The organism is Rhodococcus sp. USK13 (assembly GCF_018343855.1).
GTDB classification, from domain to species: Bacteria; Actinomycetota; Actinomycetes; order Mycobacteriales; family Mycobacteriaceae; genus Rhodococcus_F; species Rhodococcus_F oxybenzonivorans.
On sequence record NZ_CP069242.1, the window covers coordinates 6,380,770 to 6,405,023 of the forward strand.

At 65.4% G+C, this 24,254-nt stretch carries 20 protein-coding genes and 6 pseudogenes; 8 read left to right on the forward strand and 18 right to left on the reverse strand.

Annotated elements, in window-relative coordinates; translation table 11 throughout:
* Nucleotides 1-8: 8 nt before the first annotated feature.
* The 5 genes and pseudogenes from JQT59_RS32000 to JQT59_RS32025 all read right to left on the reverse strand — a co-directional run.
* On the reverse strand, nt 9-1,043 hold the full coding sequence (locus JQT59_RS32000; protein ID WP_213573421.1) for a phosphotransferase family protein: 1,035 nt from the start codon (nt 1,041-1,043) through the stop codon (nt 9-11).
* 91 nt (nt 1,044-1,134) lie between these two features.
* A complete protein-coding gene (gene fabG, locus JQT59_RS32010; protein WP_213573422.1) occupies nt 1,135-1,899 on the reverse strand; it encodes a 3-oxoacyl-ACP reductase FabG in 765 nt (254 codons plus the stop codon).
* Nucleotides 1,896-2,567: an HAD family hydrolase gene (locus JQT59_RS32015; RefSeq protein ID WP_249353993.1), complete on the reverse strand. Its 672-nt coding sequence runs from the start codon at nt 2,565-2,567 to the stop codon at nt 1,896-1,898. Before JQT59_RS32015 ends, fabG begins: the two co-directional genes overlap by 4 nt.
* Nucleotides 2,560-3,318: an SDR family oxidoreductase gene (locus JQT59_RS32020; RefSeq protein ID WP_213573424.1), complete on the reverse strand. Its 759-nt coding sequence runs from the start codon at nt 3,316-3,318 to the stop codon at nt 2,560-2,562. Before JQT59_RS32020 ends, JQT59_RS32015 begins: the two co-directional genes overlap by 8 nt.
* A pseudogene (locus tag JQT59_RS32025) lies at nt 3,315-3,806 on the reverse strand (thiolase family protein); the annotation flags it as partial. The gene JQT59_RS32020 and the pseudogene JQT59_RS32025, both read right to left, overlap by 4 nt.
* Before the next feature lie 266 nt (nt 3,807-4,072).
* On the opposite strand from JQT59_RS32025, the gene JQT59_RS32030 reads away from it, so the two are divergent.
* Complete coding sequence (locus JQT59_RS32030) at nt 4,073-4,672, forward strand: TetR/AcrR family transcriptional regulator (RefSeq protein WP_213573425.1); 600 nt, start codon at nt 4,073-4,075, stop codon at nt 4,670-4,672.
* Nucleotides 4,673-4,700: 28 nt separating this feature from the next.
* Here the strand turns inward: JQT59_RS32030 and JQT59_RS32035 are convergent, their stop codons facing one another.
* Nucleotides 4,701-5,393, reverse strand: a complete 693-nt coding sequence (locus JQT59_RS32035; RefSeq protein ID WP_213573426.1) for a VOC family protein — start codon at nt 5,391-5,393, stop codon at nt 4,701-4,703.
* 470 nt (nt 5,394-5,863) lie between these two features.
* On the opposite strand from JQT59_RS32035, the pseudogene JQT59_RS38500 reads away from it, so the two are divergent.
* Nucleotides 5,864-6,049: pseudogene (locus tag JQT59_RS38500) on the forward strand (hypothetical protein); the annotation flags it as partial.
* Between the two features lie 53 nt (nt 6,050-6,102).
* Nucleotides 6,103-6,300: a hypothetical protein gene (locus JQT59_RS38505; RefSeq protein ID WP_502939756.1), complete on the forward strand. Its 198-nt coding sequence runs from the start codon at nt 6,103-6,105 to the stop codon at nt 6,298-6,300.
* A 232-nt stretch (nt 6,301-6,532) separates the two neighbouring features.
* On the opposite strand, the gene JQT59_RS32045 is transcribed toward JQT59_RS38505, so the two are convergent.
* The 6 genes and pseudogenes from JQT59_RS32045 to JQT59_RS32070 all read right to left on the reverse strand — a co-directional run bounded on the left by JQT59_RS32045 (nt 6,533) and on the right by JQT59_RS32070 (nt 13,049).
* The gene (locus tag JQT59_RS32045) at nt 6,533-8,890 is read right to left on the reverse strand and encodes a LuxR C-terminal-related transcriptional regulator (RefSeq protein WP_213573427.1); all 2,358 of its coding nucleotides are present in this window, start codon (nt 8,888-8,890) and stop codon (nt 6,533-6,535) included.
* A gap of 246 nt (nt 8,891-9,136) precedes the next feature.
* Nucleotides 9,137-9,256 (reverse strand): annotated as a pseudogene (locus JQT59_RS37825) (TetR-type transcription factor C-terminal domain-containing protein); the annotation flags it as partial.
* A gap of 30 nt (nt 9,257-9,286) precedes the next feature.
* Nucleotides 9,287-9,745: an acyl-CoA thioesterase gene (locus JQT59_RS32055; RefSeq protein WP_283254030.1), complete on the reverse strand. Its 459-nt coding sequence runs from the start codon at nt 9,743-9,745 to the stop codon at nt 9,287-9,289.
* A 793-nt stretch (nt 9,746-10,538) separates the two neighbouring features.
* Nucleotides 10,539-11,187, reverse strand: a pseudogene (locus JQT59_RS32060) (zinc-binding dehydrogenase); the annotation flags it as partial.
* 352 nt (nt 11,188-11,539) lie between these two features.
* The gene (locus tag JQT59_RS32065) at nt 11,540-12,457 is read right to left on the reverse strand and encodes an alpha/beta hydrolase (RefSeq protein WP_213578278.1); all 918 of its coding nucleotides are present in this window, start codon (nt 12,455-12,457) and stop codon (nt 11,540-11,542) included.
* Between the two features lie 100 nt (nt 12,458-12,557).
* Nucleotides 12,558-13,049 carry a tautomerase family protein gene (locus JQT59_RS32070; protein ID WP_213573429.1) on the reverse strand — a complete coding sequence of 164 codons (492 nt, stop codon included), beginning with the start codon at nt 13,047-13,049 and terminating at the stop codon, nt 12,558-12,560.
* 489 nt (nt 13,050-13,538) lie between these two features.
* On the opposite strand from JQT59_RS32070, the gene JQT59_RS32075 reads away from it, so the two are divergent.
* A complete protein-coding gene (locus JQT59_RS32075; protein WP_213573430.1) occupies nt 13,539-13,856 on the forward strand; it encodes a hypothetical protein in 318 nt (105 codons plus the stop codon).
* A gap of 206 nt (nt 13,857-14,062) precedes the next feature.
* On the opposite strand, the gene JQT59_RS32080 is transcribed toward JQT59_RS32075, so the two are convergent.
* From JQT59_RS32080 to JQT59_RS32095, 4 genes and pseudogenes are all read right to left on the reverse strand, one after another.
* The gene (locus JQT59_RS32080) at nt 14,063-15,850 is read right to left on the reverse strand and encodes an AMP-dependent synthetase/ligase (RefSeq protein WP_213573431.1); all 1,788 of its coding nucleotides are present in this window, start codon (nt 15,848-15,850) and stop codon (nt 14,063-14,065) included.
* Between the two features lie 372 nt (nt 15,851-16,222).
* Nucleotides 16,223-16,436, reverse strand: a pseudogene (locus JQT59_RS32085) (enoyl-CoA hydratase); the annotation flags it as partial.
* Nucleotides 16,437-17,213: 777 nt separating this feature from the next.
* Complete coding sequence (locus tag JQT59_RS32090) at nt 17,214-18,227, reverse strand: NADP-dependent oxidoreductase (RefSeq protein ID WP_213573432.1); 1,014 nt, start codon at nt 18,225-18,227, stop codon at nt 17,214-17,216.
* Nucleotides 18,224-18,649, reverse strand: a complete 426-nt coding sequence (locus JQT59_RS32095) for a nuclear transport factor 2 family protein (protein ID WP_213573433.1) — start codon at nt 18,647-18,649, stop codon at nt 18,224-18,226. Before JQT59_RS32095 ends, JQT59_RS32090 begins: the two co-directional genes overlap by 4 nt.
* A gap of 400 nt (nt 18,650-19,049) precedes the next feature.
* Here JQT59_RS32095 and JQT59_RS32100 point away from each other — a divergent pair, with 400 nt between their 5' ends.
* The 4 genes and pseudogenes from JQT59_RS32100 (at nt 19,050) to JQT59_RS32110 (ending at nt 22,538) form a co-directional block, all read left to right on the forward strand.
* Nucleotides 19,050-20,054, forward strand: coding sequence for an NAD(P)H-dependent flavin oxidoreductase (locus tag JQT59_RS32100; protein WP_213573434.1), 1,005 nt, complete (start codon nt 19,050-19,052; stop codon nt 20,052-20,054).
* 2 nt (nt 20,055-20,056) lie between these two features.
* Nucleotides 20,057-20,965, forward strand: coding sequence for a crotonase/enoyl-CoA hydratase family protein (locus tag JQT59_RS32105; protein ID WP_213573435.1), 909 nt, complete (start codon nt 20,057-20,059; stop codon nt 20,963-20,965).
* Nucleotides 20,966-21,144: 179 nt separating this feature from the next.
* Nucleotides 21,145-21,260, forward strand: a pseudogene (locus tag JQT59_RS37380) (enoyl-CoA hydratase/isomerase family protein); the annotation flags it as partial.
* 132 nt (nt 21,261-21,392) lie between these two features.
* Nucleotides 21,393-22,538 (forward strand): acyl-CoA dehydrogenase family protein, encoded by a 1,146-nt coding sequence (locus tag JQT59_RS32110; protein ID WP_213573436.1) that lies wholly within the window; start codon nt 21,393-21,395, stop codon nt 22,536-22,538.
* Between the two features lie 455 nt (nt 22,539-22,993).
* On the opposite strand, the gene JQT59_RS32115 is transcribed toward JQT59_RS32110, so the two are convergent.
* Both JQT59_RS32115 and JQT59_RS32120 read right to left on the reverse strand, forming a co-directional pair.
* A complete protein-coding gene (locus JQT59_RS32115; RefSeq protein WP_213573437.1) occupies nt 22,994-23,449 on the reverse strand; it encodes a MaoC family dehydratase in 456 nt (151 codons plus the stop codon).
* 42 nt (nt 23,450-23,491) lie between these two features.
* Complete coding sequence (locus JQT59_RS32120; RefSeq protein WP_213573438.1) at nt 23,492-24,253, reverse strand: SDR family NAD(P)-dependent oxidoreductase; 762 nt, start codon at nt 24,251-24,253, stop codon at nt 23,492-23,494.
* Nucleotide 24,254: the final 1 nt, after the last annotated feature.

Genomic DNA, 24,254 nt, shown 5'->3' on the forward strand with positions numbered 1-24,254 from the left:
CTTGCCCATCAGGTGTTCTCCTTCAGTGCGTTGAGGCCTGCGTCGAGCAGCAGGTGGACCGATTCGCCGACCCCGTCGAAGCCGCCGCCGACGGTCTGGCCGTGGAGGTGGCGGTAGTGGATGCCCTCGAGGATCGCGGCGAGCTTGAAGGCCGCGAGGCCGAGATAGAAGCCGAAGCCGGAGAGGTCGCGGTCGCTGCCGCAGGAGTACCGCTCGATGACCGCGCGCTCGTCGAGGAAGCCGGGCGCAGCCGACACGTTTCTCACCGAGTCGCTGCCGGTATCTGCATCTGCGTCGAGACGGAAGTAGACGAGCATCAGCGCCAGGTCTGTCAGCGGGTCGCCGAGGGTGGCCATCTCCCAGTCGAGGACGGCGGCCACCTGGTCGGTGTCGCCGACCAGGACGTTGTCGAGCCGGAAGTCGCCGTGCACGATGCCGGCGGCGGACTCGGCCGGCACTGACTCCACGAGTCTGCGGTGTAGCTCGTCGGCGGCGGGCAGGTCCCTGGTGTACGAGGCGTCGAGCTGTTTCTTCCAGCGTGCCACCTGGCGACCGAGGAACCCCTGCGGGCGCCCGAAATCACCGAGCCCGACCGACGCCGGCTCGACCGCGTGCAGCGCGGCGAGCGTATCCACGAGGCGTTCGGAAATCGTACGAGTCCGCTCGGTGCCGAGCAGTTCGAGCTCGGACGCGGTGCGGTACGGCGTACCGGCGCACCGCTCCATGACATAGAAATCCGCGCCCAGCACCGCAGAATCGGTGCACAACGCGAAGGTCCGGGGGACCGGTACCCCGGTGTTCTGGAGCGCCGACATGACCCGGTACTCGCGGTTCATGTCGTGGGCGGTCGCGAGCACGTGACCGAGCGGTGGCCGACGGACGATCCATTCTTGCCGGCCGTCGGTCACGATGTAGGTCAGATTGGATCTCCCGCCGGCGATCAGGGTCGCCCGCAGATCGCTGCCGGAGCCCGGGATTTCGGACGCGAACCACGCGCCGAGTGTGTCGAGATCGAGGCCGAGGGGTGTTTGTGCGGTCTCCATCACGGCACCACGACCGCGAGCATGTCGGCCACGCAGGCCGGAGTGCCGCTGCCGTCCCGTTCGATCGTCACCCGCATGCCGTCGAAGACCCTCATGACTTCGGCCCGCCCGCGAGGTAAAGCACCTGACCGGACACGAAGCCGGCGCCCTCGCTGGCGAAGAACGAGACCGCGTGCGCGACGTCGGCAGGCTGGCCGGCGCGCCCGACCGGGATCTCCTTGACCAGGAAGGCCCTGAAGTCGTCGAACGGCACGCCCATCCGCTCCGCGGTGGCCTTGGTCATCTCGGTCTCGATGAACCCTGGCGCGATGGCGTTCGCGGTCACGCCGAACTTGCCGAGCTCGAGGGCCACCGTCTTGGTGAAGCCCTGGATCCCGGCCTTCGCTGCGGCGTAGTTGACTTGGCCCCGGTTACCGAGCGCGGAGGTGCTCGACAGGTTGACCACGCGACCCCAGTTCGCCTTGGTCATGTAACCCTGCACGGCACGGGTCATGAGGAAAGTGCCACGCAGGTGGACGTTCATCACCGCGTCCCAGTCGGTGGTGGTCATCTTGAAGAGCAGGTTGTCCCGGAGGATGCCGGCGTTGTTGACCAGGACGGTCGGCTCGCCCAGCTCGGCGGCGACCCGCTCGACCGCGGCCTGGACCGCCTCCTCGTCGGCGACGTCGACGCCGACCGCAAGTGCCCGGCCCCCGGCCGTCTCGATCTCGGCCACAAGGGATTTACAGGCGGTCTCGTCGAGGTCGAGGACTGCAACGGCGAGGCCGTCGGCGGCGAGGCGCTGTGCGACGCCGGCTCCGATGCCGCGGGCGGCTCCGGTCACGATGGCGGTCCGGGTCGTGGTGGGTGTGGTCATGCGGGAACTCCTGTGGGGTGGGAATTGAGGCCTGGCACCAGTTCGGCCAGGGCGGCGCGCGTCGACGCGTGGTCGATGTGCAGCATGGATTGGAGGCCGGCTGCCCGCGCACCGACCACGTTGGGCTCGGCGTCGTCGAGGAAGAGCACCCGGTCGGCGGGTACGCCGAGTTTGTCGACGGCCAGTTCGTAGATGGCGGCGTAGGGTTTGCGGAGTCCCACCTCGCAGGAGATCACGACCGGATCGAACAGTTCGTCAATTCGTGCGCGCGGGTAGGTGTTGCCCCAACTGTTGGAGAGAAGGCCGACCTCGAGACCGGTTTCGCGCAGGTCTTCGACCAGTTCGAACATCGCCGAGTCGGCCTGCATACCCGCGAACAGCCGGCTGAGCATTCCCTCCGGCGTGACTACGCGCCCGTCAGTGGTCTGCAACTCTGCCGCGAGCAACGCCTCGAAAGCCGCGGCCGGGAGCGCACCGGTCTCCAGCCGATGGACCGGCGTACCGTCTTCGGCATCACGGGACATCCAGGCACGCAACGTACGTGAGAACGATTCAGGTTCGATTCCGTCCGCGGCTAGCCACGCCGCGATCGAGTCCCGCACCGGACCGGTGAGTACGCCGCCGTAGTCGAAGAGGACCGCATCGATTTCTCGCACCGGCTCACTCACCCATGCTCTGGAGGCTGACGCCGCCATCGACGACGACGGTTTGTCCGGTGACCCATGCGGCATCGTCGGAGAGCAGGAAGGAGACGACGCTGCCGATGTCCTCTGGTACGCCGAGCCGCTTTAGGGGGTACGCCGCGGTGACCGTGTCCTCGCGGCCCTCGTACAGCTTCGTGGCGAACCGCGTCTTCACCACCGCCGGAGCGACCCCGTTGATCCGGATGTCCGGCCCGAGTTCGACTGCCATCAATTCGGTGAGCGAGTTCAGCATGGCTTTGCTGGCGCCGTAGAACCCGATCCCGGGCGCCGTACGAATACTCGAGAGCGACGAGACGTTGACGATCGCGCCGCCGTTGTCCTTCATCCAGGCCTTGTGCACCTGCTGGACCCAGGAGACCGCGGCGATGCAGTTGACCTCGACGATCTTGCGAGCAGCCGCCAGGTCGAGGTCGACGAGCGAACCGTAGACGGGGTTGATCCCGGTGTTGTTGACCAGGAAGTCGATGCTGCCGAAGGTCTCGACCGCCTGCCGCACCGCGTCGCCTTGGTGGTCCGCGTCGTCGGCGCGGCCCGCGACGGCGAGCGCGACATCCGGACCGCCGAGGTGGGTCACGGCCTCGTCCAGGGCCTCTTTCTTGCGCGCCGTGATGACGACGCGGGCGCCGTCGGCGACCAGCCGCTCGGCGATGGCGAGGCCGATACCGCGGCTCGCTCCGGTGACGATCGCGGTCTTACCCTCGAAACGCTTGTTCATGTCAGTTCCTCATACTTCAGACGTTCGATGACCATGGCCATGCCCATACCGCCACCGACACACATGGATTCGACGCCGAAGCGCTTGTCGTGCCACTGCAGGGAGTTGATGAGCGTGGTGGCGATGCGGGCTCCGATCATGCCGAACGGGTGGCCGACGGCGATTGCGCCGCCGTTGACGTTGAGCTTTTCCAGCGGGATACCGAGCTGCTGCGCGGATCCGAGCGCCTGGACCGTGAACACCTCGTTGATTTCGAACAGGTCGATGTCGGCCAGGGTCAACCCCGCGTTGCGCAGCGCAGCCGGGATTGCGCCCACCGGCCCGTGGCCCATGATCTCCAGGGAGAGGCCGGTGACCGCCGTCGAGACGATCCGAGCCAGCGGCGTGAGACCCAGCTCCTCGGCTCTCGTGTCGCTCATGACGCTCAGCGCCGCGGCACCGTCGTTGAGCGGACATGCGTTGCCCGCGGTCACCGTGCCGTCAAGACGAATGTCCTTCAACGAACCCTTGACGGCCCGCCCGATCGGCGAGCGGACGGCGGAGACGATCACGGCTTCGGGCATCGGTGTTGCAGCCTCCCTGAGCGACTGGCACGTAAGTGACTAAGCGCTTGCTTAATCGCTACTATGGTGCACGGTACGGCGGCCCGTCAACCGGGCAGCCGACGGCAATTGTGTGAGCCGCGCCACCAAGCCCCCCGCTCGTCGACGCCCACCTCGACGACGCCCCTGCCGACAGAGACAATGGAATCGCGATGACAGAACAGACTGCCCTCTCCCGCGCCGAAACGTCGCGCGCCCGCCTGCTCGAGGCCGCGGTCACTGCGTTCGCCGAGAAGGGTTTTCACGGAACGACGACGCGTGACATCGCTTCGGCAGCCGGCATGAGCCCGGCAGCGCTCTACGTGCACCACAAGTCGAAAGAGGAGTTGCTCTACCTGATCTCCAAGGAGGGACACGACGACACCCTGCGGCTCATCCGGGGAGCCATCGCGGCCACTGACAACCCTGTCGACGCACTCCGCAGAGTGGTGTACGACTTCGCCACCCACCACGCCCGCGACCACGTAGGAGCGCGGGTCATCAACTACGAGATCGGTGCGTTGACACCAGACCACCTCGCGGTGATCCGCCGACTGCGGCGGGAGATCGACGACGAGATCCGCGCACTTGTCGCGCGCGGGGTCGATGCCGGCGAGTTTCACCCACGCGACCCGCGGCTCGCCGCGACCGCCCTGCTCTCTCTCGGCATCGACCTCGCCCGCTGGTACCGCGAGGGCGGCCGCTGGACGCCCGACCAGATCGGCAAGGAGTACGCCGACATGGCACTCCACATCGTGGCCGCCCGCTCCTGACGGGTCCACTGTCCCACCGGGCCCGGGTTTACACGTACACGAAGCGGAAGTCGCCGATCGAGGTGTCGGCAGTTACTCCGGCGATATGGAAGGCGGCGATACCATCGCGCTCGCCCGGGACGAAGCGGAGCTCGCCGCCGTCGAGCGCGATCCGGTCACCATCGGCGTCCACGCCGAGGACGGCTGCCCATGTCTTCGCCAGCGCAGCGGGCTCGCGGGCGGTCATCGTCGCTCCGGTCACGCGCCCCGGACCGAGCTCGGTCGGTGCCGTTGCGATCCATTTCGGGCCCGCCCAGCGCCACGACTCCGGCAGCTTCATCGAGTCGATCGCCACGATCGCGCCCGGCACGTCGCCGGGGTGGAGATGAATGTCGGTGTCGCCGTCGCGTTCCAGGTCGTAGACGGTGCGCACGCCGAGCTGGTCGATTCGCGCACGGGCGGCGGCGATGTCGTCGACCTGGAACATGACCATGTAGGCGCCGTCACCGCCGAGCCGATCGAGATGGCGGCCTGCCGCGGTCCCCTCCTCGAACGGCGAGATCACTTCGACGAACGTGTCACCGAGCGGCATCACCGCGTTGTGGACTCCGAACTGTTCGACCTCGGGATCGTTGAACGGGTCACCGAGTGGGAGCTGAGCCCGCAGCGCCTTGACGGCAGATTCGCGGTCACGTGCAACAAGTACGGCTTGACGGATTCGAGGCAGGGGGGAAGTAGTCATCAACGCACTATAGCAATCGCTCTCTATCATCGGAAGGGGTCGTCGGCGCCGCAACCGCCGCGCGACGGTCAGGTCTTGAGGATGCAGAGGTCCGCGGGCTCGACCCGTCGGGATCGCCACGACAGCGCCCGAAGGTGTGAAATCCATAGCACTGCAACATGTCTACGACGCGAACCGACTCCTTGGCAGGCGCCTGAAGAAGCTGTGAAGGAGTCGGTTCGCGAGGAGACGTCGCTCTGCGGCCGCGAGCCGTGTGACAGACGGTGGATGCGTTGTCAGCCGGTAATCGCCGGAGTGGCGAACCAGAACCCGAGGATCAGACATGTCACCAGTACGACCCATCCCTCTGTGCGCGGACTGCTCGGTGAGGTCGAACGCAAGAACGGATGAACACTGCAGAGGCGGCCGGTGCCGCGGACAAGGCGTGTTGATCGTGGACGAGAAAGCATTTTTGAAGAAGGGCACCCGCTCTGCCGGGGTGGCCGGCAGTATTCCGGCACGGCCGGGCGGATCGAGAACAGTCAGATCGGGTATTTCTTGCCTACGCCTCCGGCCGGGGTCGGGCGCTGATCGATCGCGAGTTGCACCTGCCGAGGGCCTGGACCGAGGACCACGATCAGTGCCGGGCCGCCGGGATCGGCGACGAGGTGGCTTTCGCGACGAAACCCGAACTGGCGCAGACGATGATCGAACGCACACTCGACTCCGGGTGCCATCCGGATGGTTCACCGGCGACGGGGCCTACGGGCAGGTCGGCAAGGTCCGGCTTTGGCTCGAATCCCGCGGTGCGGCCCATGTTCTCGCCGTCCCGAAGTCGCAGATGGTGATCTCGATGGAGTTGCGTCAGCGCCGAGCCCACGCCGTGATCGTCGACCTACCGCCGACCGCGTGGCAGCGGATCAACTAATACCTCTGACAGTCAACGAGATACGGCGATTGTTCGGGCCGCGCCGCCTGTCCGGTCGAACACGTCCGCGTGCATGTCTGGCACCGATCGAACTGGCGCCGCGCCAGCCAGGCCGGAGCGCGCGCCAGCCACTCCAAACATCGGCATCACAATCTGTCGTTGCAGTATTAAGTGCGTGCGCTCGTCGCGCCCCCGGTGCCGGTGCCAATTCAGCGGGCGGTTACGCGAGCAGCTAGCGGGAGTCGTTGATCGATGCGAATCGCTGTGCTGCCACCCAGTTCACGATCTGCGCACGGGACGTGAAGCCCAACTTGGTCAGGATATTTTCCACATGTCCTTCGGCGGTACGCGGCGAAATGAAGAGCCGTGAGGCGATCTCACCGTTTGTCAATCCGTCCGTCACCAGTTCGGCAACCTCACGCTGGCGCCGGGTAAGCTCGCTGGGGTCTGGCTCCGCTTCGGAGCGACCTGCGCCGGCCCGTTGCCGCTCGCGGAGGGGTTCGCCCAAGGCGAATGCCACCGCAGCGTTTCCGTCTAGGCCGTGTCCGCGCTTGAAGGCACTGTCGAACGCGTCGTCGCCGATGGCCTTTCTTGCGGTAGCCTCGAATTGTCGGCGCCGGGCCTGGAGTTGGATTGATCCGAATAACGGCGCACCGATAGTCTGCCAGAGCGTGTCGGCGCCGCCCAGAATCACTGCTGCGCGTTTGCTATTGCCCTTCGCGACGGTGACCCAACCAAGGAAGTCCAAAGCCATCGCACGCCAGAAGTTGTCGTGGATGGGCCGTCGGACTCTCAGTGCATCAAGCAGAAGTGACTCTGCTTCCGTTAGGCGGCCACTCAGTAAGTAGAGGAAGGCGCGGACACATTTCGCATACGAGAGGAGCCAGCGTTCCCCGGCTACGTCGCACAGCCGATCGAGTTCGTCGACCACGGCCGAGCCCTTGTCCAACTCGCCCAACAGCAAGTACGTGATGGCGAGTGGAATGCGAAGTGAATTGGGATAGTCCTGGGGTACGTTGACGGCGGCGTAGCGTTCCAGGGCTTCGACGAATAGCGGAATCCCGGCTGCGAGCTCTCCACTGAAGTTGCCCTGCATTCCGAGCAAGTGCGTCGCGTAGGCGCGAGCGGCATCGTCGTCGAGTTCGACGGCAAGCCGATGGGCTTCCGCGAGAAGCGCTGCTTGGGCTTCCGTATCCCCTTGGAGGGTTGTGATGTAACCGCAGGTCGCTAAGGCCCAGGCGCGCTCGTGGCTGGGCGTCTTGTCTGCTTGAAGGGCCCGTTCGATCCAGTGGCGACCCTCAGTCATGAATCCGAGAGCGATCCACATGAACCAAGGAAGACCAGCCATGCGAAGGGCGACGCCGATCTCGCCTGGCTCCGTGAGGGAGTATTCGAGTGCGCCACGCAGGTTCGCGTGCTCGTCCTGAAGAACACTCGCCCAGTCCTCCTGTAGTGGGCCGAACCATTCGGTGGCGGCTTGCTCCACCAGCTGGAGGCACCAGTCCCTATGGCGGCGGCGAAACACCGGTTCGGATCCGCTCTCACGTAACCGAGCCTGCCCGTACTCTCGAATGGTCTCGAGCATGCGGAAACGGACGCGTCCCCCATGCTCCTCGCGCACGAAGATTGACTTTTCGGTCAACTCGGCAACCGTGTCGAGAATGGTCTCGGGGGGAATTTGTTCGTCCGCACAGACGGCTTCGAGGGCACTGAGTCCGAAGCCGTTTGCGAAGACTGCGGCACGCGCCCACAATTCCTGCTCGCGCACGGCACAGAGGTCGTAGCTCCAGTCGATTAGTGCCTTTAAGGTCTGATGCCGTTTCGGTGCACTCCTGCTCCCCGAAAGAAGTAACTCGAACCTGCTGTCCAGCCGATTTGCAAGGTCCGAGACATCCAGCACGCGCAGTCGGACGGCGGCCAGCTCGATCGCGAGCGGGATACCTTCCAGCCTGTGACAGAGGCGAATGACTGCCGCTTCATTGGCAGGACTGATGGTGAAGCCGGGCACTGCCGACGAGGCTCGGTCGGCGAACAGAGAAACTGCCGGAAAGCCGGTAGCCATGCCAGGTGTGTGCGGAGCTCTCGGGTCTGGGACTGGGAGAGGTGGGACAAGATAGATGTGCTCGCCGGTGATCCGGAGGGCTTGCCGGCTGGTAGCGAGGATCTTCAATTCCGGTGCCATCTTGAGCAGAAGCTCAGCGAGGTCAGCGACAGCCTGCAGCAAGTGCTCACAATTGTCGATGATCAGGAGCATCTGCCGACCGCGTAGATGGTCCGCCAGGACGGTTGTGGGAGGCCTCGTGGACTGCTCCAGCAACTCGAGTGCGTTCACCACGGTGTGTGGCAACAGGGCCGCATCCTTCAAGGCTGCCAGTTCGACCAGGCAGACCCCGTCGGGGAACGCGCGGCGGACGTCGCTTGCCACCCGCAGCGCTAGCCGCGTCTTCCCGACGCCGCCTACGCCGGCGAGAGTCACCAGCCGCGCAGTCGATAGGAGTGTCCGTACCTCAGCAGCCTCCGTCCGGCGGCCGACGAAACTGGTCAGCTCCGCTGGAACACCGGACGGTCCATTCCCAGACCGTACTGCCATGACACACTCCACTCGCACCACCTGAGCAACGACCAGGTGCCGGACACGTTACCCCCGGGTTATCGCGTCGACAACGCGGCTCACTGAAGTGGCAGACCAATCTGACGTGGCCTCCACAGTCCCCGCCAAGCGATCAGCTCCTCTGCGCGTAGCGGTGAGGGCAGGTTGCGCTTGCCGTGAAGAGCCAGCGTAGGCCGTTCGACCGAAGATCACCACGGCGTGCCTCGCAGGCCGCACCGCGTACCACTAGGCACCGACGATGCGCAGGGCGATTTCGGCGTCGTGGTTGGCGATGTCTTCTGGGCTCCACTGGCCCTCGCCCCGATACCAGCGGGCGATGTCGATGCCGAGGGAGAGCAATGCCGTGGCCGCGAAACCATCCCTGCGATGCCGCGGCTATCCGGTGGCCGATTCGAACAGCCGCCGCAGCACGTCCGGGATCGGCACCGGGCGCCTGGTGTCACGGTCGACATAGACGTGCACCCACCGGCCCCGCGCGGCGATCGCCGCCGTCTCGGGCAGCCCGGCCGGAAAGAGCCCGAGGTCATAGGTGACGCTCGTGCGGCCCAGCCTGGCCACACGGATTCCCACTTCCAGGGCCTGCGGGAACTGCAGCTGCTCGAAATACCGGCATCCGGACTCGGCGACGACGCCTACGGCCGGAGCCGCTATCGGGTTGAGGCCGGAATGCTCGATGATCCAGCCGTTGATCGCTGCATCGAAGAGCTGGTAATACACGGCATTGTTCAGGTGACCGTACATGTCGTTGTCGGACCACCGTGTGGTAGCCGCACGACGCACCGTGAAATCTGCCACGGTAGGACTTTCGCGTACATCGACTGCCTCAGCGCTCATCTTCATTTCTCCGTCATGTCGGTCCGCACGAGTTGCGGACGGGTGGGGGGGAATGAAAGTGTGTTGCGTAATGAAATGATTGAACAGCGCCTTGTCAGCAAGGATTTCATTAACAGTGTCAGGTCAAGGACGAGGTCGCCAAGGACTGGGAGACCCTACTCGCCGCGGCGGTCATCGAGAACGTCGGCCGCCGCGACTTCGACGTCATCGATGACGCCAAGGCCGTCGAATTCCTGATCGGCGAGCGCGGAACCGTCGAGAAGGCCGTCATGAAACTCGCGAAGTCCGACGGCTGGATCTCCCAGCGACGCGCCCTGCTACAACTTTCCCACGAACTCCACACCGCCCTTACGTAGCGGCGATCTCGCCATTCGCACCGCCCGCTCGCTTGCGCAATCCCACCAGAGGAGCAAGTTGCGGCCTAGAACTCCGAGCGCGAGCGTAACATCAAGGTGTTGAACCAGATTCGTCTCCCACTGACAGCGTGACCAAGCCTGCAGCGAATCACCGAAGCCCCGTTCTCGCTCCTGGCCCGCTCCCCACTGTCCGACGATTCCCGCACCGGCTGAGTCGCAGCGGCCAAACATGCGTCAGATGACGACGATGACGTCGCTACCGATGAACTTGCAGAGGGACGCTCTGGTTGCCGCCGGACGGGCGCCACCGCCCTCCGACGTACAGTCCGGTCGGGACGGTCTCGAGTAGCGCCTGCTGGGAGGTCTGGGTGCTGGTCAAGGTTTCCTCACTTCTCGTCGAAGATGATGACTTGCCGAATTGCGTTGCCGTCGGCGAGTTAGTCCATGGCGGAGTTGATGTCCGACAGCGTGATCCGCGACGAGATCAGCTTCTCGACCGGGAGTTTCCCGTCGCGCCACAGCTGCGCAAAGACTGGAATGTCGCGGGCCGGTACCGCGGAGCCGAGGTAGCTGCCGATGATGGTCCGCGCGCCGGCCACCAGTGCGAGCGGTGAGATCGACGACCGGGCGTCCGGGGCCGGGAGGCCGACGGTGACGGTGGTGCCGCCGGGGGGCGGTGGCGGCGAGGGCGGTCTCGAAGGCACGTGGGTGCCCTGCCGCCTCGATGACGATCGGCGCCTGGATGTTCAGCTCGGCGACATCTTGGGGAGTGTAGGTCGCGGACGCACCCAACTTTGTTGCCTGGGTGAGCTTGTCGGGATTCGAGTCGACGCCGATCACCTCACCCTCCCCGAGGGATAGCGCGGTGATCAGCGCCGCCATGCCGACACCACCGAGCCCGACGACCATGACCGCTTGGCCCGGGGTCGGGCGGCCGGCGTTGATGACCGCGCCGCCACCAGTGAGGACGGCGCACCCGAGTACGGCGGCGATGTCGGGTGGGACGTCGTCTCCGACGGGTACGACCGAATGCTGGTCGACGACAGCGTGCGTGGCGAAACCGGAGACGCCGAGGTGATGTTTGATGTCAGCAGCTATGTAGGCGAGCAGCGCCGCGATCGGCACGTCGTGCGGGTAGGCCTGCCTTGACGGGTTGCGTCCGTGCTGGACAAGCGATCCGGCACTGACGGCGACGACGAGCAGGCCATAGATTACGGTCGGCGCACCGTTCCGACGCCGCGCGCTCACCGCGAAACCGGCCACCGACGAAGGCCAGGCTGGTGACGGCGGGCCGCCGGCTGCCCGATGAGGGGGCCTCTGCCTCGAGACAGCTCGCAGGGGTCGGCGTCGATCACAGACAGCATCGCGGCGACCTCTCCTCGTGCCCGCGCCTTGCCGGGGGAACGAAGTGAGGCCGCCGCGATGACAGACCCGGATCTCAGACTGGTGCCGGGACCACCTTCTGCGCCAGGTGTTCGAGGAACCAGTCGCGTGCCGCGCCCGAGGAGAGCTCGAAGGGGTGACCGGTGTATGCGTCGAAGTGGCCGCCGGGGATCGAGACGAGACGCTTGGGCTCGGCCGCGGTCTCGTAGGCCTCCGTGGCCCACTCGGCCGGCGTCACAACGTTGTCGTCCTCGGCGATCACCATGAGCAGCGGGGTCGGAGCGACGAACTTGAGGAACTCACCGGCCTCGTAGCCCAGCTCCGTCGAGCGCAGCGTCACCTCGTTGCGCCACGCGGTGCCCTCGTAGGCCGAGAAGAACGCGTAGGCATCGGGCGTCGGCATGACGGCCGGCTGTGTCGGGTCCGCGGTGACCACCGGGATCATCGCGGGAGCCTCTCCTCGGGCTCGCGCGAGGCGATCGGCGGCCTGCCCGTCCCACGCGGCCGGCCAGAACTCCTTCGGAACGTTCGCCTCGAAGGTGCGCCGCCCTGCGACCGCCGGCACCTGACCGCACACGGCCTTCACGCGACGGTCGATCGCCGCGACGACGAAGGCGTTGCCGCCCGCGTAGCTCGAGCCCCACACCCCGATGCGTGAGGCGTCGACGTCGGGCCGGGCCTGTGCGTAGGTGATCGCGTGCTGGTAGTCGCGGACCTGGTCCCACGGGTCGATCTCCTGCCGGGGCTTGCCCGGGGCGGTGTCCGAGGCACCGAACCCGCGGTTGTCGTAGACCACGCAGGCGAGCCCCGCGGCGCTGAACGCCTCGGCGTAGGGTTCGAGCCCCATTTCCTTGGTGCACGAAAATCCGTGCGTCATGATCACGCACGGCACCTCACCGGACACGCCTTCGGGCTTGTAGAACCAGCCGCGCAGCGTCACACCCTCAGCGTCGAACTCGATATCTTCGCGCATCGGCGTCTCGCTTTCAGTAAACGTCATGTGAATGCTTCTCAGGATGGTTGGAGGTGCGTGCCGCATCGCGGCACGCACCCCGGGGCATGTGGCTGGGTGATCAGGCCCTCGCGTAATGCCCGTACGGCGAGCTCTTGTTGTCCTTGCCCCAGCGCAGTTCGTCCTCGGACCACGGCTCCGGCGGGACCATGCCGTCGATCCGCCACGTCTCGAACGGCGCGGGCTCGGCGTGGAACTCCACCTCGTACCCCCGGTCCGCGATGTACGGCTTCAGCACCTTGTCCATCTGCTCGAAGTACCGCCGAAGTGTCTCCTCGGGCGTGATGCCCAACTTGGCGGCGGACGTCTCGACCGTACGGGCGATGTGGACGACCTCGATCTGGAGGAACTGGTCGCGCGGCTCCCCGCCGACGAAAAAAGACTCGGCCTTGATCTCGTGGAAGATCACCGAGGTGTAGAACTTCGGCAGCACGAAGCCGAAGTTCTCCTGCGAGAAGTCAGACGAGTAGAGGTCGACGATCTTCCGGGCCATATCGGCCTTCTCTTCGGAGGTGTAGGCGTTCTCCGGGGTGAACAGCTGCCACAGCGGCATTGGTGAGCTCCTTGTGATCTGGTGGGCCAAAAATGCAAACGGTTCGTCAGCGGCGCAGACCTCGAACTCTTCGCCGGGTGAACGTTTTGCGGGATCGCGCGGGGTGCGCGGGTGTGCTTATTCGGTGATCGGGTCGACGGTCAGGCTCCCTCGTGGGGTCTGACCGGGAGTCGTCGTGATCAGCACACTTTCGACAGTAGAGTGAGCAATCTCTCTTGTCAATGATGTGCGTGGATTTCATCACAGAAGGCCTGTGTAACTGGCGGCAAGGTGCAGGGGGTCCGCTGCTGGGCGAAAATCGTCCCCGACCGCCGCGCGCACGTCACGGTACGAACCGAAAGGGATTGCGGCACTGATGTTCTAGTGACTGGTGTCGGATGGGTGTGCGGGCAAGCGGCCGGCCTCGGTTCTGCCCGAGCTGGTGGGGATCCTGCGCCGCCACGGACTCGCATCGACAACGATACCGCCGCGCTGCGGTGAGACACGTCGGTGCCCGCCGGCGACCGCCGTCTGGTTGTCGAATGCAGGAAACGTCAGCGTGAGGGCGTGGTTGACCGGGCCGAGCGTATTGCTGAAAAGCTATGTGCCGGTGTCGAATTGGTCGGCCGGGACGGCGCGGCCGAGGTTGTTCGGGATCGACCGGTGTCCACGACGACGGCAACACCGCCGGGGATCGTCTGGACGCCGATCGTCATCGATACTTATCGCCGGACTGGGCGGGACCGCAGCATGCGCACCGAGGCCGAGAAAATCGATATGACGGCCGCCACGCAGAGCAGACGGGCTGGGCGATCGTGCGGACCGTGATCGGCTACCACCGCTACGACACCGAGACAGAACTGTTGGAGCTCCACTGGTATGGGCGCTGCAGTCGTTTCTGGCAAACTACTTCCGCCCACAGGAGAAGCTGATCTGTGAGCCCTGGGTCGGGGCGGCTCGACGATCAGTGGTGGGACCCGGCGTGCGCTTTCACCGGTGGGGTTGTGGGAGCTGTTTCCGCGCTGATGCGATGGTTACTTCGCGTAGAGTTCCTCGATCTGTGTGGCGTACTTGGTGACGACGTTTCTGCGTTTGATCTTCATGGTGGGGGTGAGTTCGTCGCTGCCGGGTAGCCACGGCTCGGCGACGATCGTGAATTTCTTGATTTGTTCGACGCGGGAGAGGTGGCTGTTGGCGAGCTCCACACCGGCCGCGACCTCGGCGATGGTGGCGGGATCGTCTGCCGCTTTCCCGGCGGCGCCGTCGGGGTCGAGCGTGATCAGCGCGACGTTGTAGGGTCGGCCGTCGCCGATGCATGCCGCCTGGCCGATCAGGGGGCTCGAGGATCTGAGCCAGGTCTCGATGTTCGCGGGCGACATGTTCTTGCCGGCGGCGTTGATGATGATGTCCTTCTTGCGGTCCACCAGCCGCACGTAGCCGTCGTCGTCGATCGTGCCGATGTCGCCGGTGTGCAGCCACCCCTCGGAATCGATGGCCTCGGCGGTCTGTTCGGGTTTGTTGCGGTAGCCCCGCATCACGGTCTGGCTGCGCACGAGGAGCTCTCCGTCGGGGGCGAGCTTGACCTCGAGCCCGGGGATCGGTACTCCGACCGTGCCCACCCGGTTGCGGTCCTTCGGGTTGACGGTCATCACGCAGGACGTCTCGCTCATGGCCCACAGTTCGCAGATCGGGATTCCGATGGCCGCGAAGAATTCGAACACGTGGCGTGGGGTGGGCGCCGATCCGGTGAGGAACCATTCGGACTGGTCCAGCCCGAGCTTGCGGCGGATCTTCGAGCCGACGAGCGTGTCGGCGATTTTCGCCTGTAGGTCGAGTATCGGGCCGACGGACCTGCCGTCCTGCTCGGTGCGGGCCTTCTTGATCCCGGTGTCGATGGCCCAACGGGTCAGCGTGCGGCGCGCTACGTTGGGGTCGGCGTCGATGTCCGCCTCCACGGCCGCCTTCGCCTTCTCCCACATCCGCGGCACCGGCAGGAACACCGTCGGGCGAAGCTGCTGCGCGATCTCCATCACCTTGCGTGCGTCCGCGCACGTGGTGACGGTGAAACCCCACACCGCCAGCGGCGAATAGTGTCCGCTCCACCGATCACCGATGTGCGCGGCGGGCAGGAACGAGATGGTGCGGCCCCCCGGCGTGACCGGCAAGATCTGCTGCAGAGCACGGATCTTGGTCATCATGTTGTGGTGGGTGAGTTCGACTCCCTTGGGTGGACCCGTGGTGCCGGAGGTGTAGATCAGGGTGAGGAGGTCGTCGGGGCCGACCGCAGACCAGGCTGCCTCGAAGTCGAAGTGCGGGTCGCCGGCAGCCTCCACCTCCTCGAGGCTCAGGGTGCCGTCCGGCGCGCCGTCGACGACGATGATGTGGTCGATCGGCGTGCCGCCGTCGCGGACGGCGGTCAGCCGGTCGACGAAGGCACGCTCGGTGATGACGATGCGGTTGCCGGCGTCGGCGAAGAGGTACTCGATCTGATCGTGCGCCGAGGTGTTGTAGATCGAGAATGCAAGGGCGCCAAGGTGCATCGCAGCGAGGTCCACGAGATGGAACTCGGGCCGGTTGGTGAGCATGATGCCCACCGTGTCCCCGCGTTCGAGGCCGAGGGCCGCGAGACCGGCCGCGACCCGCCGCACCCGCTCGGCGAGGGTGCCGAACGTCAGCGAGACACTGTCATCAGCGGTGCGGACGGCAACCTGGTCGGCGCGGGCGGCCGCGGTGATCTGGAACGCCTCGCACAGTGTGTTCGCGTGCAGCGCGCGTTCGAACGCCTCACCGGTAGATGTGTCGGCGGTGCTGGTTTTCTGCATGTGTGATGTCTGCCTCTCGCTTAATGCCACGGCCGCTACGATAGAGAGCGATCACTACCGCGTCAATACCGTGAGTGGTAGGGGGTGACAGCAAAGTGGGCGCCCTTCCTTCGCGGTCGAGATCCCGCCACCGTGTCTTGGTGCAGACCGTTTCGATGATCTCGAAACGTCGTTGTCCGCGCCGATCCTCGATCACCCCGCCACCCATGCGGAGGGGACTTCCCGGAATCAAGGCGTCCGCAGTCACGGGGTTGTCGTCGCCCGAATTCTGAGCGTCGTGGCGCCCTGGCGTTATGAGACTCAGTGGCGAGCGCCCGGGTCTCATGTGCGGTTTTGGTGGGGTGTCAGTTCGGTGTTGCGGGCAGTCGGGGGTCAGGGTTGGTTCGCGATCCAGTCGTTGTAGAACTGCGGCATCTCGGATGCGCGTCCTCGAAAATCCGGCTTCCGTTTCTCGAGGAAGGCGGCGACGCCTTCCTCGCCGTCGCCGATGCTGGTCCAGAACATGGCAAGCGAATCGATCCGGTGGGCCTCGTCGGGGTGCGTCAGCGTTGCGTCGCACCATTTGCCGGCTCAGGGCATGGGCGATGCTGATGTGAGCTCGACGGACGCCGGCCCTGGGCGCACTCCCGGTCGGATGGCGACGGCCCTCGTCCTTACTTGCCTAGCGGCGACGCTCTCGTGGTTCAGGCGCAAACGAAGCGGAAGCCGTCGAGCGCGATCCGGTCACCATCGGCGTCTACGGCATGACCCGTTGTGCACGCCCCGTTCGTGTGCGACGAGCACGGCTCCAGAGTGGACTGCACACCACTCAGCGTGGACGCGTGTTTGTTCGCAGGTGACGCCGACGCGGGTATACGTTCGCAAACTTAAGTGTCTCCTCGTGAGCGCAGTGGGATTCAGGAACGATTTGCCACAAACGCTCGATGAAGCGGGGCCTTGTCAGGCCGAAGTGAACGAGGATCTCTTCGTCGCTAGGGCCCCCGTATGGAGCCCACCTACTGGCGAACTCGATGAGGAACTCCGCGTCGGTGTCGCGATGCTTGTGCTTACGGTCGACCTCGACCCACGCGGCATGTCGCCTCTGCAGCCATCTGCGGTGCTCGTGTGAATTCATGGATGGAAACCATCTACTCGGGCCGCGGGCGGCCATTCAATTTGTTTGGTCGCGCCACCGCAAGGTGTGAAGGCGAGGGCCCAACCGATTTCGATCCGGCGCACACGGTCGGCGCCGACGACCGGCTGGCCGAAACACCGCGGCGGACTGGCTCGGTCCCGACGCCAGTCCGCCGCGGCGTTTCGGCGTCGCGAAGCTCGCGGTGCTCAACCACCGCTCGATCGTGTCGCCGATGCCGCCTGCTCGAAGTCAGGACGGGTCGGCCACGTGAATCATTCGCTTGCCGACATTGTTCCCGTTGAGAAGCCCGATGAGGCCTTCCGGAGCCTTCTCGAGTCCCTCGAGGATGTCCTCGCGGACCTTCAGTGAACCGTCGTCGAGCCACCCCTCCAGCACCTTCAGCCCCTCGTCCCACCGATCGGCGAAGTCTGTCATCACCAGGAATCCGCGCATCGTGATGCTCTTGATGATCAGCACGCCGGGGACACCACGCGCACCGCGCACGGGAGTGGTGGTGTCGTACTGCGAGACGACGCCGCAGCAGACGACGCGACCGCGGTACGCCATGGACCCGAGAACGGTGTCGAGCGTCGTGCCACCGACGTTGTCGAAGAAGACGTCGATGCCGTCGGGACATGCTTCGCGCAGTGATTTCCGGAACGATTCGTCACGGTAGCTCACCGCCGCGTCGAATCCGAGTTCCGACGTGAGCCACTCTTGCTTCTCAGGGCTCCCGCAGATGCCGACCACACGACACCCCTGTAGCTTCGCGATCTGCCCGACAAGGGTGCCCGTTGCGCCGGCCGCCCCGGAGACCACGACGGTCTCCCCCGGCTTGGCCTCGCCGATGTCGAGCAGGCCGAAGTAGGCGGTCAGGCCGGTGATTCCCAAGACGCTGAGGTAGTTGGACAGTGGCCGGTTCGGAACGATCCGACGCAGGCCGCTCGGCTCGGCGACGACGTAGTCCTGCCATGCAAGATCACCGGCGACGATATCGCCGACCGCGAAATCATCGCAGCGACTCTCCACGACCTGGGCGAGCGAAAACCCGGGCATGGCATCGCCGACCTGGATCGCAGCACGATAGGTGGCCGCCTGGAACCAGGCTCGCTGCGCCGCGTCCATCGAGATCCACAGCACCCGACACAGCACATGCCCGTCGCCCGCCTCGGGCCGGTCCGCGGTCTCGAACGAGAAGTGGGAGGTCTCCAGATGTTCGCTGGGCATGCCCGCGACGCGCCACGTCCGGTTCAACACACTCATGAGACGACGACCCCCGAGATACGCGGAAGGAAGGTTCGCAGTCCCTCGTAGTGCATGACCTTGAGCGTGTCGAGGTGCTCGACGACCTCGGTGATCTTGCCGTCACGCCCACGCGCGAAGAGCACGTACTCGTTCACGTATTCCTCATCGGTCGCCGAGACGGTCGAACTGCAGGTGAAGCGGGCCACGCTGTATTCGCCGTCACCGAACTCGTGATGAATGTCGACCTTGAAGCCCGCGGACTTGCTGTAGGGCCCCAAGGAGATCTTGTTGAACTGCAGGACGGCGTCCTTGCCCTCGTGGGTACCGCCGATCCGACCCAGGGTGACAGGCAGTGTCCAGCTGATGTCGTCGGCATACAGTTCCTGCATCGCCTCGACATTGCCCAGCGCACGCGCCAGGTCTCCTGCAAGCGTATTCATGTGGTGCTCTCCTTCAGACGAGGCTGGATTCGCGGGCCGACCCAGTGCTCGTCACGCAGGTTGCACCGGGGCACCCCGCAATTCGGTCGGCGATTTCAAACGATAGAGAGCGTTCGCTTTCACGTCAATGATGCGACATCGGCCGGCATCACGCTCAGCAAGACGCATCCTTGACCTGATAGTACTCACTCTCTATCGTATGAGAGCGGCGGAGGCATGGGGAGCGAAAATGGCGACTTCCCCATGACGCCGGTCGGTTCCAACGTGTCTCGCACACCCTTCTCGCACTGCACCTCTCGGTGCATCGAATGCTCGGGTGGCTCCGCCGGGTGGGCTGATCAGTTCTTTGACGCGAACAACCCACGAGCCCGGCCGGGCTCGTCACGAATGAAAGGACGCCATGCTCTCGACACGGTTCACCGAGGAATTCGGGATCGAGCACCCCATCGTGTGCGGTGGAATGACCGCCGTCGGCACCGCCGACCTGATCGCGCCGGTGGCCAATGCCGGAGCCCTCGGCTTCCTCACCGCGCTCACCCAACCGACTCCCGAAGGCCTGGCCAAGGAGATCGCACGCTGCCGAACCATGACCGACCGCCCGTTCGGCGTCAACCTCACGATCCTCCCGACGCTCACCCCCGTGCCCTACGACGAGTACCGCGAAGCGATCATCGACAGCGGCATCACCATCGTCGAGACAGCCGGCGCCAACCCCGCCGAGCATGTCGCCGCGTTCAAGAAAGCGGGCATCAAAGTCATCCACAAGGCGGTGGCCGTGCGGCACGCCCTCAAAGCCGAAGCGATCGGCGTCGACGCCATCAGCATCGACGGCTTCGAGTGCGCCGGCCACCCAGGCAACGACGACATCCCCGGCCTCGTCCTCATCCCCGCAGCCGCCCGCAAGGTTCAGATCCCCCTGATCGCCAGCGGCGGCTTCGCCACCGGCAGCGGCCTGGTCGCCGCCCTCGCCCTGGGCGCCTCCGCTGTCAACATGGGCACCCGCTTCGTCGCCTCCACCGAAGCCCCCGTCCACCAGAACGTCAAAGACCAAATCGTCGCCAACGACGAACGCGCGACCCAACTGGTATTCCGCGAGTTCAACAACACCGCCCGAGTGGCCCGCAACACGATCTCGGAGGAAATCGCCCGCCGCTCCGCACAACCCGGCGCCACCTTCGCCGACGTCGCCGACCTCGCCTCAGGAGCACGCGGACGCGACCGCGTCCTCACCCACGGCGACATGCACGACGGCATGTGGTGGGCCGGCCAGGCCCAGGGCCTGATCGACTCCGTGCAAAGCTGCCAGGACATCGTCGACGACATCATCGACGAGGCCGACCGCATCATCGCCGGCCTCGGCCACTCCTTCCCGGCAGCCGGCTCGACCGCATCCCAGAAGGTCTGACCATGGACTTCCAGACAATCCGGCACGATGTCACCGATGGCATCCTGACGATCACCCTGAACCGACCCGAACACCTCAACGCCTTCACCGTCACGATGGCCGAGGAACTCGAGCACTCGTTCCGCACCGTCAACGACGACGACTCCGTCCGCGCCGTCATCGTCACCGGCGCCGGTCGGGCGTTCTGCGCCGGCATGGACCTCAGCGGCGAGGGCAACGTGTTCGGCCTCGACGAGGAGCGCACGCCAGGCCTGAGCGACATGGCCGACCTCGACGATCCGGCCATCGCCGCGGTCCGCGACACCGGCGGCCGCTGCACACTCGCCATCCACGACTGCCGCAAACCCGTCATCGCCGCCCTCAACGGCCCTGCCGTGGGCATCGGCGCCACGATGACACTGGCGATGGACCGCCGACTGATGTCCACCTCCGCCCGCATCGGGCTCGTCTTCGGCCGCATCGGCATCGTGCCCGAGGCCTGCTCGACCTGGTACCTACCCCGACTCGTCGGCCCCTCCGCGGCGCTCGACCTGGCCCTGCGCGCCGACATCCTCGACGCCGAAGCCGCGCTGGCCGTCGGACTCGTCGACGAAATCCACCCCGGCGAGCACCTGCTGACCCGGGCCGTCGCGGTCGCCGACGCCTGGACCCGCGACCGCTCCCCCGTCGCCGTGGCCCTGAGCCGGCAAATGGTACGACGCAACGCCACTCTGACGCACCCCGACCAGGCCCACCGAATCGACTCGCTCGCCATGTTCTGGACCAGCATCGGCGACGGCAAGGAAGGCGTCGCCGCCTTCCTCGAGAAACGGAAACCCGACTTCCACGGGCGCGCCTCCGAGATGCCAGACTTCTACAACGACTGGATCGCCGACCAGACCTCTGCTTCAGCGCCTGTGCACCCGAAGTGATGCGGTCGTGACCGCTCGAAGGTGAGATTCGCTCCGCGTCACTGTGATACACCCCGAATTCGTGTGGCGCACGTGTCGGGGCCGTTGCCGTGCGTGGCCGGACCGCCCCGGGCGGTCCGGCTGATGGATGGGGCAGTCGCACCACACTCTTGCCCTGCCTCTGATAGAGAGTACTATCTCTTACATCGCCCACGGCGTTCGAAATCGCGCTGACATGTGATCTCATCGTGGCAAGCCCGACGGCGGGATTCGGGCTGTCGAGACGGTGGTCGGTCTGACTCCGTTCATGGGCGGCGGTTCGCCGAGCCCGCCGGGTGTGGCCCCGCTCGCGATTGTTTGTGTCCGCCGACCTGTGCAACGCCGTGCGCAGCTTAATTACCGACGGTCCGGCGTATGACTGTCAACCACGCCTGAAAGGTACTTCCATATGCGGCGCAGTTTGTTCGATTCGGATCATGATGCGTTCCGGGATTCGGTACGGGAGTTCGTCAACCGTCATCTGGTGCCCAACGAGGAGAAGTTCATCGAGCAGCGCTACATCGATCGCGAGATTTGGCTCGAGGCCGGCGCCAACGGCTACCTGGGTTTGGAGGTTCCCGAACAGTACGGCGGCAGCGCCGCTGGCGACTACCGGTTCAATGCCGTACTCGGCGAAGAGCTAGCCCGCTCCAGCGCCGCGGCCGCATCGTCGTTTGGTATCCAATTCGACGTCGTCGCACCATATCTGGTTTCCCTGACCACCGAAGAACAACGACAACGCTGGCTACCGAAATTCTGCACCGGCGAACTCATCACCGCCATCGCCATGACTGAACCATCGGCCGGCTCGGACCTGGCCGCGTTGAAGACCACCGCCGTCAAAGACGGCGCAACCTGGGTTATCAACGGCTCCAAGACTTTCATCACCAACGGCACCCAAGCTGATCTGATCATCGTGGCTACCCGCACCACACGGGAAAAGGGCTCCAAGGGCATCACCTTGTTTGCCGTGGACGCCGACACTGCCGGCTTCACCCGCGGCCGCAAACTCGACAAGGTCGGCCAACCCGAATCCGACACCGCCGAATTGTTCTTCGAAGACGTCCGCGTCGACGACACGGCCATTATCGGCGAACTCGACCGCGGATTCATCCACATGATGAACCTGCTCCCCCAGGAACGCATCAGCGGCGCAGTCGCCTACCTCGCCCACACTCGCCGCATCCTCGAAGAAACCGTTACCTACGCCCAGGAACGCAAGGCATTCGGTAAGACCATCGGCTCCATGCAATGGAATAAATTTCTGCTCGCCGAACTGGTTACCAAACTCGACGTCGCCCAGGCTCACGTCGACGCCTGCGTGGCCGCCCACATCGCCGGCGAACTGACCGCCGTCGACGCCGCCAAGGCCAAGTGGTGGAGCTCCACTGTCCAGAACGACATCCTCGACCACTGCGTACAAATCCACGGCGGCTACGGCTACATGAACGAATATCGCGTCGCGCGTGCTTGGAAAGACGCCCGCGTCACCAAGATCTGGGCGGGCTCCAACGAAATCATGCGCGAAGTCATCGGCCGCGATCTCGGCCTCTAACGGGAAGCAGACCGTAAGCGTCCGGATTATCCCGGCCACGTCCAACACTCGGTGGTGCTCCCGGAGCAATACCGCGCCCACCGAGCGGCGGGTCTGATGGTTGGTTTTTGTCGGGCCGCTTTCGCGTCTCGTCTGCAACTCGCCGAAGACGGGCCACCGTCAGGGTATTCGGCCAGCGTCGTCAGAGCACTCGCGCACCCGACTTCGACGGTGATGGTGGCAAGGTCGTCGCCTGAGTTCGGCCGCGGATGACGATGGCGGCGGGCTTGCCGTGTGTGACTGCATGTCGCGCGAAACCCAGGCCCGCCATGACCATCGGGAATATCCCGCCGCCACGAGCGTGTCCCGGGAACACCACCGAGGGATGATAGTGACCGGGTAACCGCGGACGTTCATGCCGAGTGCGCTGAACAACACTCGGCATGAACGGCAGCGGCACTCATTGCAGCATGGGGCTAACGGTAGTATCGGAACAGCGGTTCGGCGACGCAGACGGGTTTGTCGGTGGCGCTGCATTCCACGGTCACTGCGGACACGATCTGGACGCCGCCGCTGATGTCCTCGGCCGAAACTATCTCGGCCACGAGCCGGACCTTCGATTCCGCGGGGACGGGGGCCGGAAACCGGACCTTGTTCAGGCCGTAGTTCACCGCCAGGGACGTGCCCTGAACTTCAAGAACCTGCGCGAACATGACGCTGAGCAACGACAGGGTGAGGTAACCGTGGGCGATGGTACCGCGAAACGGACTTTCCTTGCGGGCCCGTTCCGGGTCGATATGGATCCATTGGTGATCGTCGGTGGCGTCCGCGAAAGTGGCGATTCGACCTTGAGTGATCTCGAACCAATCACTGGGGTCCAGTGTGGTGCCGACGAGGCTCTTCAACCCGTCGACTGCGGTGGTGGTGGGCATGGTGGCTACTTTCGACGCGATGGGCTTGTGGGTACGGTGCGATCAGGTGATGGTGATACCGCCATCGACGGCGAGTGTTTGTCCGGTTACGTACCCGGCGGCGTCGGAGGCGAGCCAGACAAGGGTGGCGGCGAGTTCGGCGGCATCGCCGGTGCGCCCGAGCACCATCCGTGACGCGAGGCTGTCGAGGTAACCGTCGTGATATTGGTCGGTCATCTCGGAGGCGAAGAAGCCCGGGGCGAGCGCGTTGACGCGAATTCCCTTGCGGCTGCCCCATTGTTGGGCGAGATCTCGGGTCAGACCGATGATTGCGGCTTTGCTGGCGCTGTAGGCGGCCTGGGGCAGACCGGCGGTGGTGAGCCCGAGGACGCTGGAAATGTTGACGATGGAACTGCCGGGTTGCATGACCTTCCCGCACGCCTGGGCGGTCCAGTAGGAGCCGCCCAGGTTGATGTCGATCACCGAGCGGAACTGGTCCGGGGTTTCGCGGGTGGCGGGGTGGGCGGTGGCGACGCCGGCGTTGTTGACGAGAACGTCGACGCGGCCGAACTCGGTCATTGCCGCGTCGACCAGAGCGGCGCACTGATCCGGATCAGCGATGTCGGTAGCCACCGGCAGTGCCCGCTGGCCGGTGGCACGGACAAGTGCGGCTGTGTCGTCTAGTTTGTCGACGCGGCGCGCTGCGAGGACGATGTCCGCGCCGGCCTCGGCGAGGGCCTGAGCGAAGGCCACACCGAGGCCGGACGAGGCGCCGGTGACGATGGCGACGCGGCCGTCGAGGCGGAATTTCTCGAGCACACTCATG

Excerpts from the sequence above, each read along its gene's own strand:
- JQT59_RS32035 (WP_213573426.1), bottom strand. The coding sequence starts at position 5,393 with ATGACTACTTCCCCCCTGCCTCGAATCCGTCAAGCCGTACTTGTTGCA.
- JQT59_RS32065 (WP_213578278.1), bottom strand. The coding sequence starts at position 12,457 with ATGCGCGAAGATATCGAGTTCGACGCTGAGGGTGTGACGCTGCGCGGC.
- JQT59_RS32115 (WP_213573437.1), bottom strand. The coding sequence starts at position 23,449 with ATGCCCACCACCACCGCAGTCGACGGGTTGAAGAGCCTCGTCGGCACC.
- JQT59_RS32120 (WP_213573438.1), bottom strand. The coding sequence starts at position 24,253 with ATGAGTGTGCTCGAGAAATTCCGCCTCGACGGCCGCGTCGCCATCGTC.
- JQT59_RS32020 (WP_213573424.1), bottom strand. The coding sequence starts at position 3,318 with ATGAACAAGCGTTTCGAGGGTAAGACCGCGATCGTCACCGGAGCGAGC.
- JQT59_RS32095 (WP_213573433.1), bottom strand. The coding sequence starts at position 18,649 with ATGAATACGCTTGCAGGAGACCTGGCGCGTGCGCTGGGCAATGTCGAG.
- JQT59_RS32105 (WP_213573435.1), top strand. The coding sequence starts at position 20,057 with ATGGACTTCCAGACAATCCGGCACGATGTCACCGATGGCATCCTGACG.
- JQT59_RS32045 (WP_213573427.1), bottom strand. The coding sequence starts at position 8,890 with ATGGCAGTACGGTCTGGGAATGGACCGTCCGGTGTTCCAGCGGAGCTG.
- JQT59_RS32000 (WP_213573421.1), bottom strand. The coding sequence starts at position 1,043 with ATGGAGACCGCACAAACACCCCTCGGCCTCGATCTCGACACACTCGGC.
- fabG (WP_213573422.1), bottom strand. The coding sequence starts at position 1,899 with ATGACCACACCCACCACGACCCGGACCGCCATCGTGACCGGAGCCGCC.
- JQT59_RS32110 (WP_213573436.1), top strand. The coding sequence starts at position 21,393 with ATGCGGCGCAGTTTGTTCGATTCGGATCATGATGCGTTCCGGGATTCG.
- JQT59_RS32055 (WP_283254030.1), bottom strand. The coding sequence starts at position 9,745 with ATGAGCGCTGAGGCAGTCGATGTACGCGAAAGTCCTACCGTGGCAGAT.
- JQT59_RS32100 (WP_213573434.1), top strand. The coding sequence starts at position 19,050 with ATGCTCTCGACACGGTTCACCGAGGAATTCGGGATCGAGCACCCCATC.
- JQT59_RS32090 (WP_213573432.1), bottom strand. The coding sequence starts at position 18,227 with ATGAGTGTGTTGAACCGGACGTGGCGCGTCGCGGGCATGCCCAGCGAA.
- JQT59_RS32070 (WP_213573429.1), bottom strand. The coding sequence starts at position 13,049 with ATGCCGCTGTGGCAGCTGTTCACCCCGGAGAACGCCTACACCTCCGAA.
- JQT59_RS32030 (WP_213573425.1), top strand. The coding sequence starts at position 4,073 with ATGACAGAACAGACTGCCCTCTCCCGCGCCGAAACGTCGCGCGCCCGC.
- JQT59_RS32080 (WP_213573431.1), bottom strand. The coding sequence starts at position 15,850 with ATGCAGAAAACCAGCACCGCCGACACATCTACCGGTGAGGCGTTCGAA.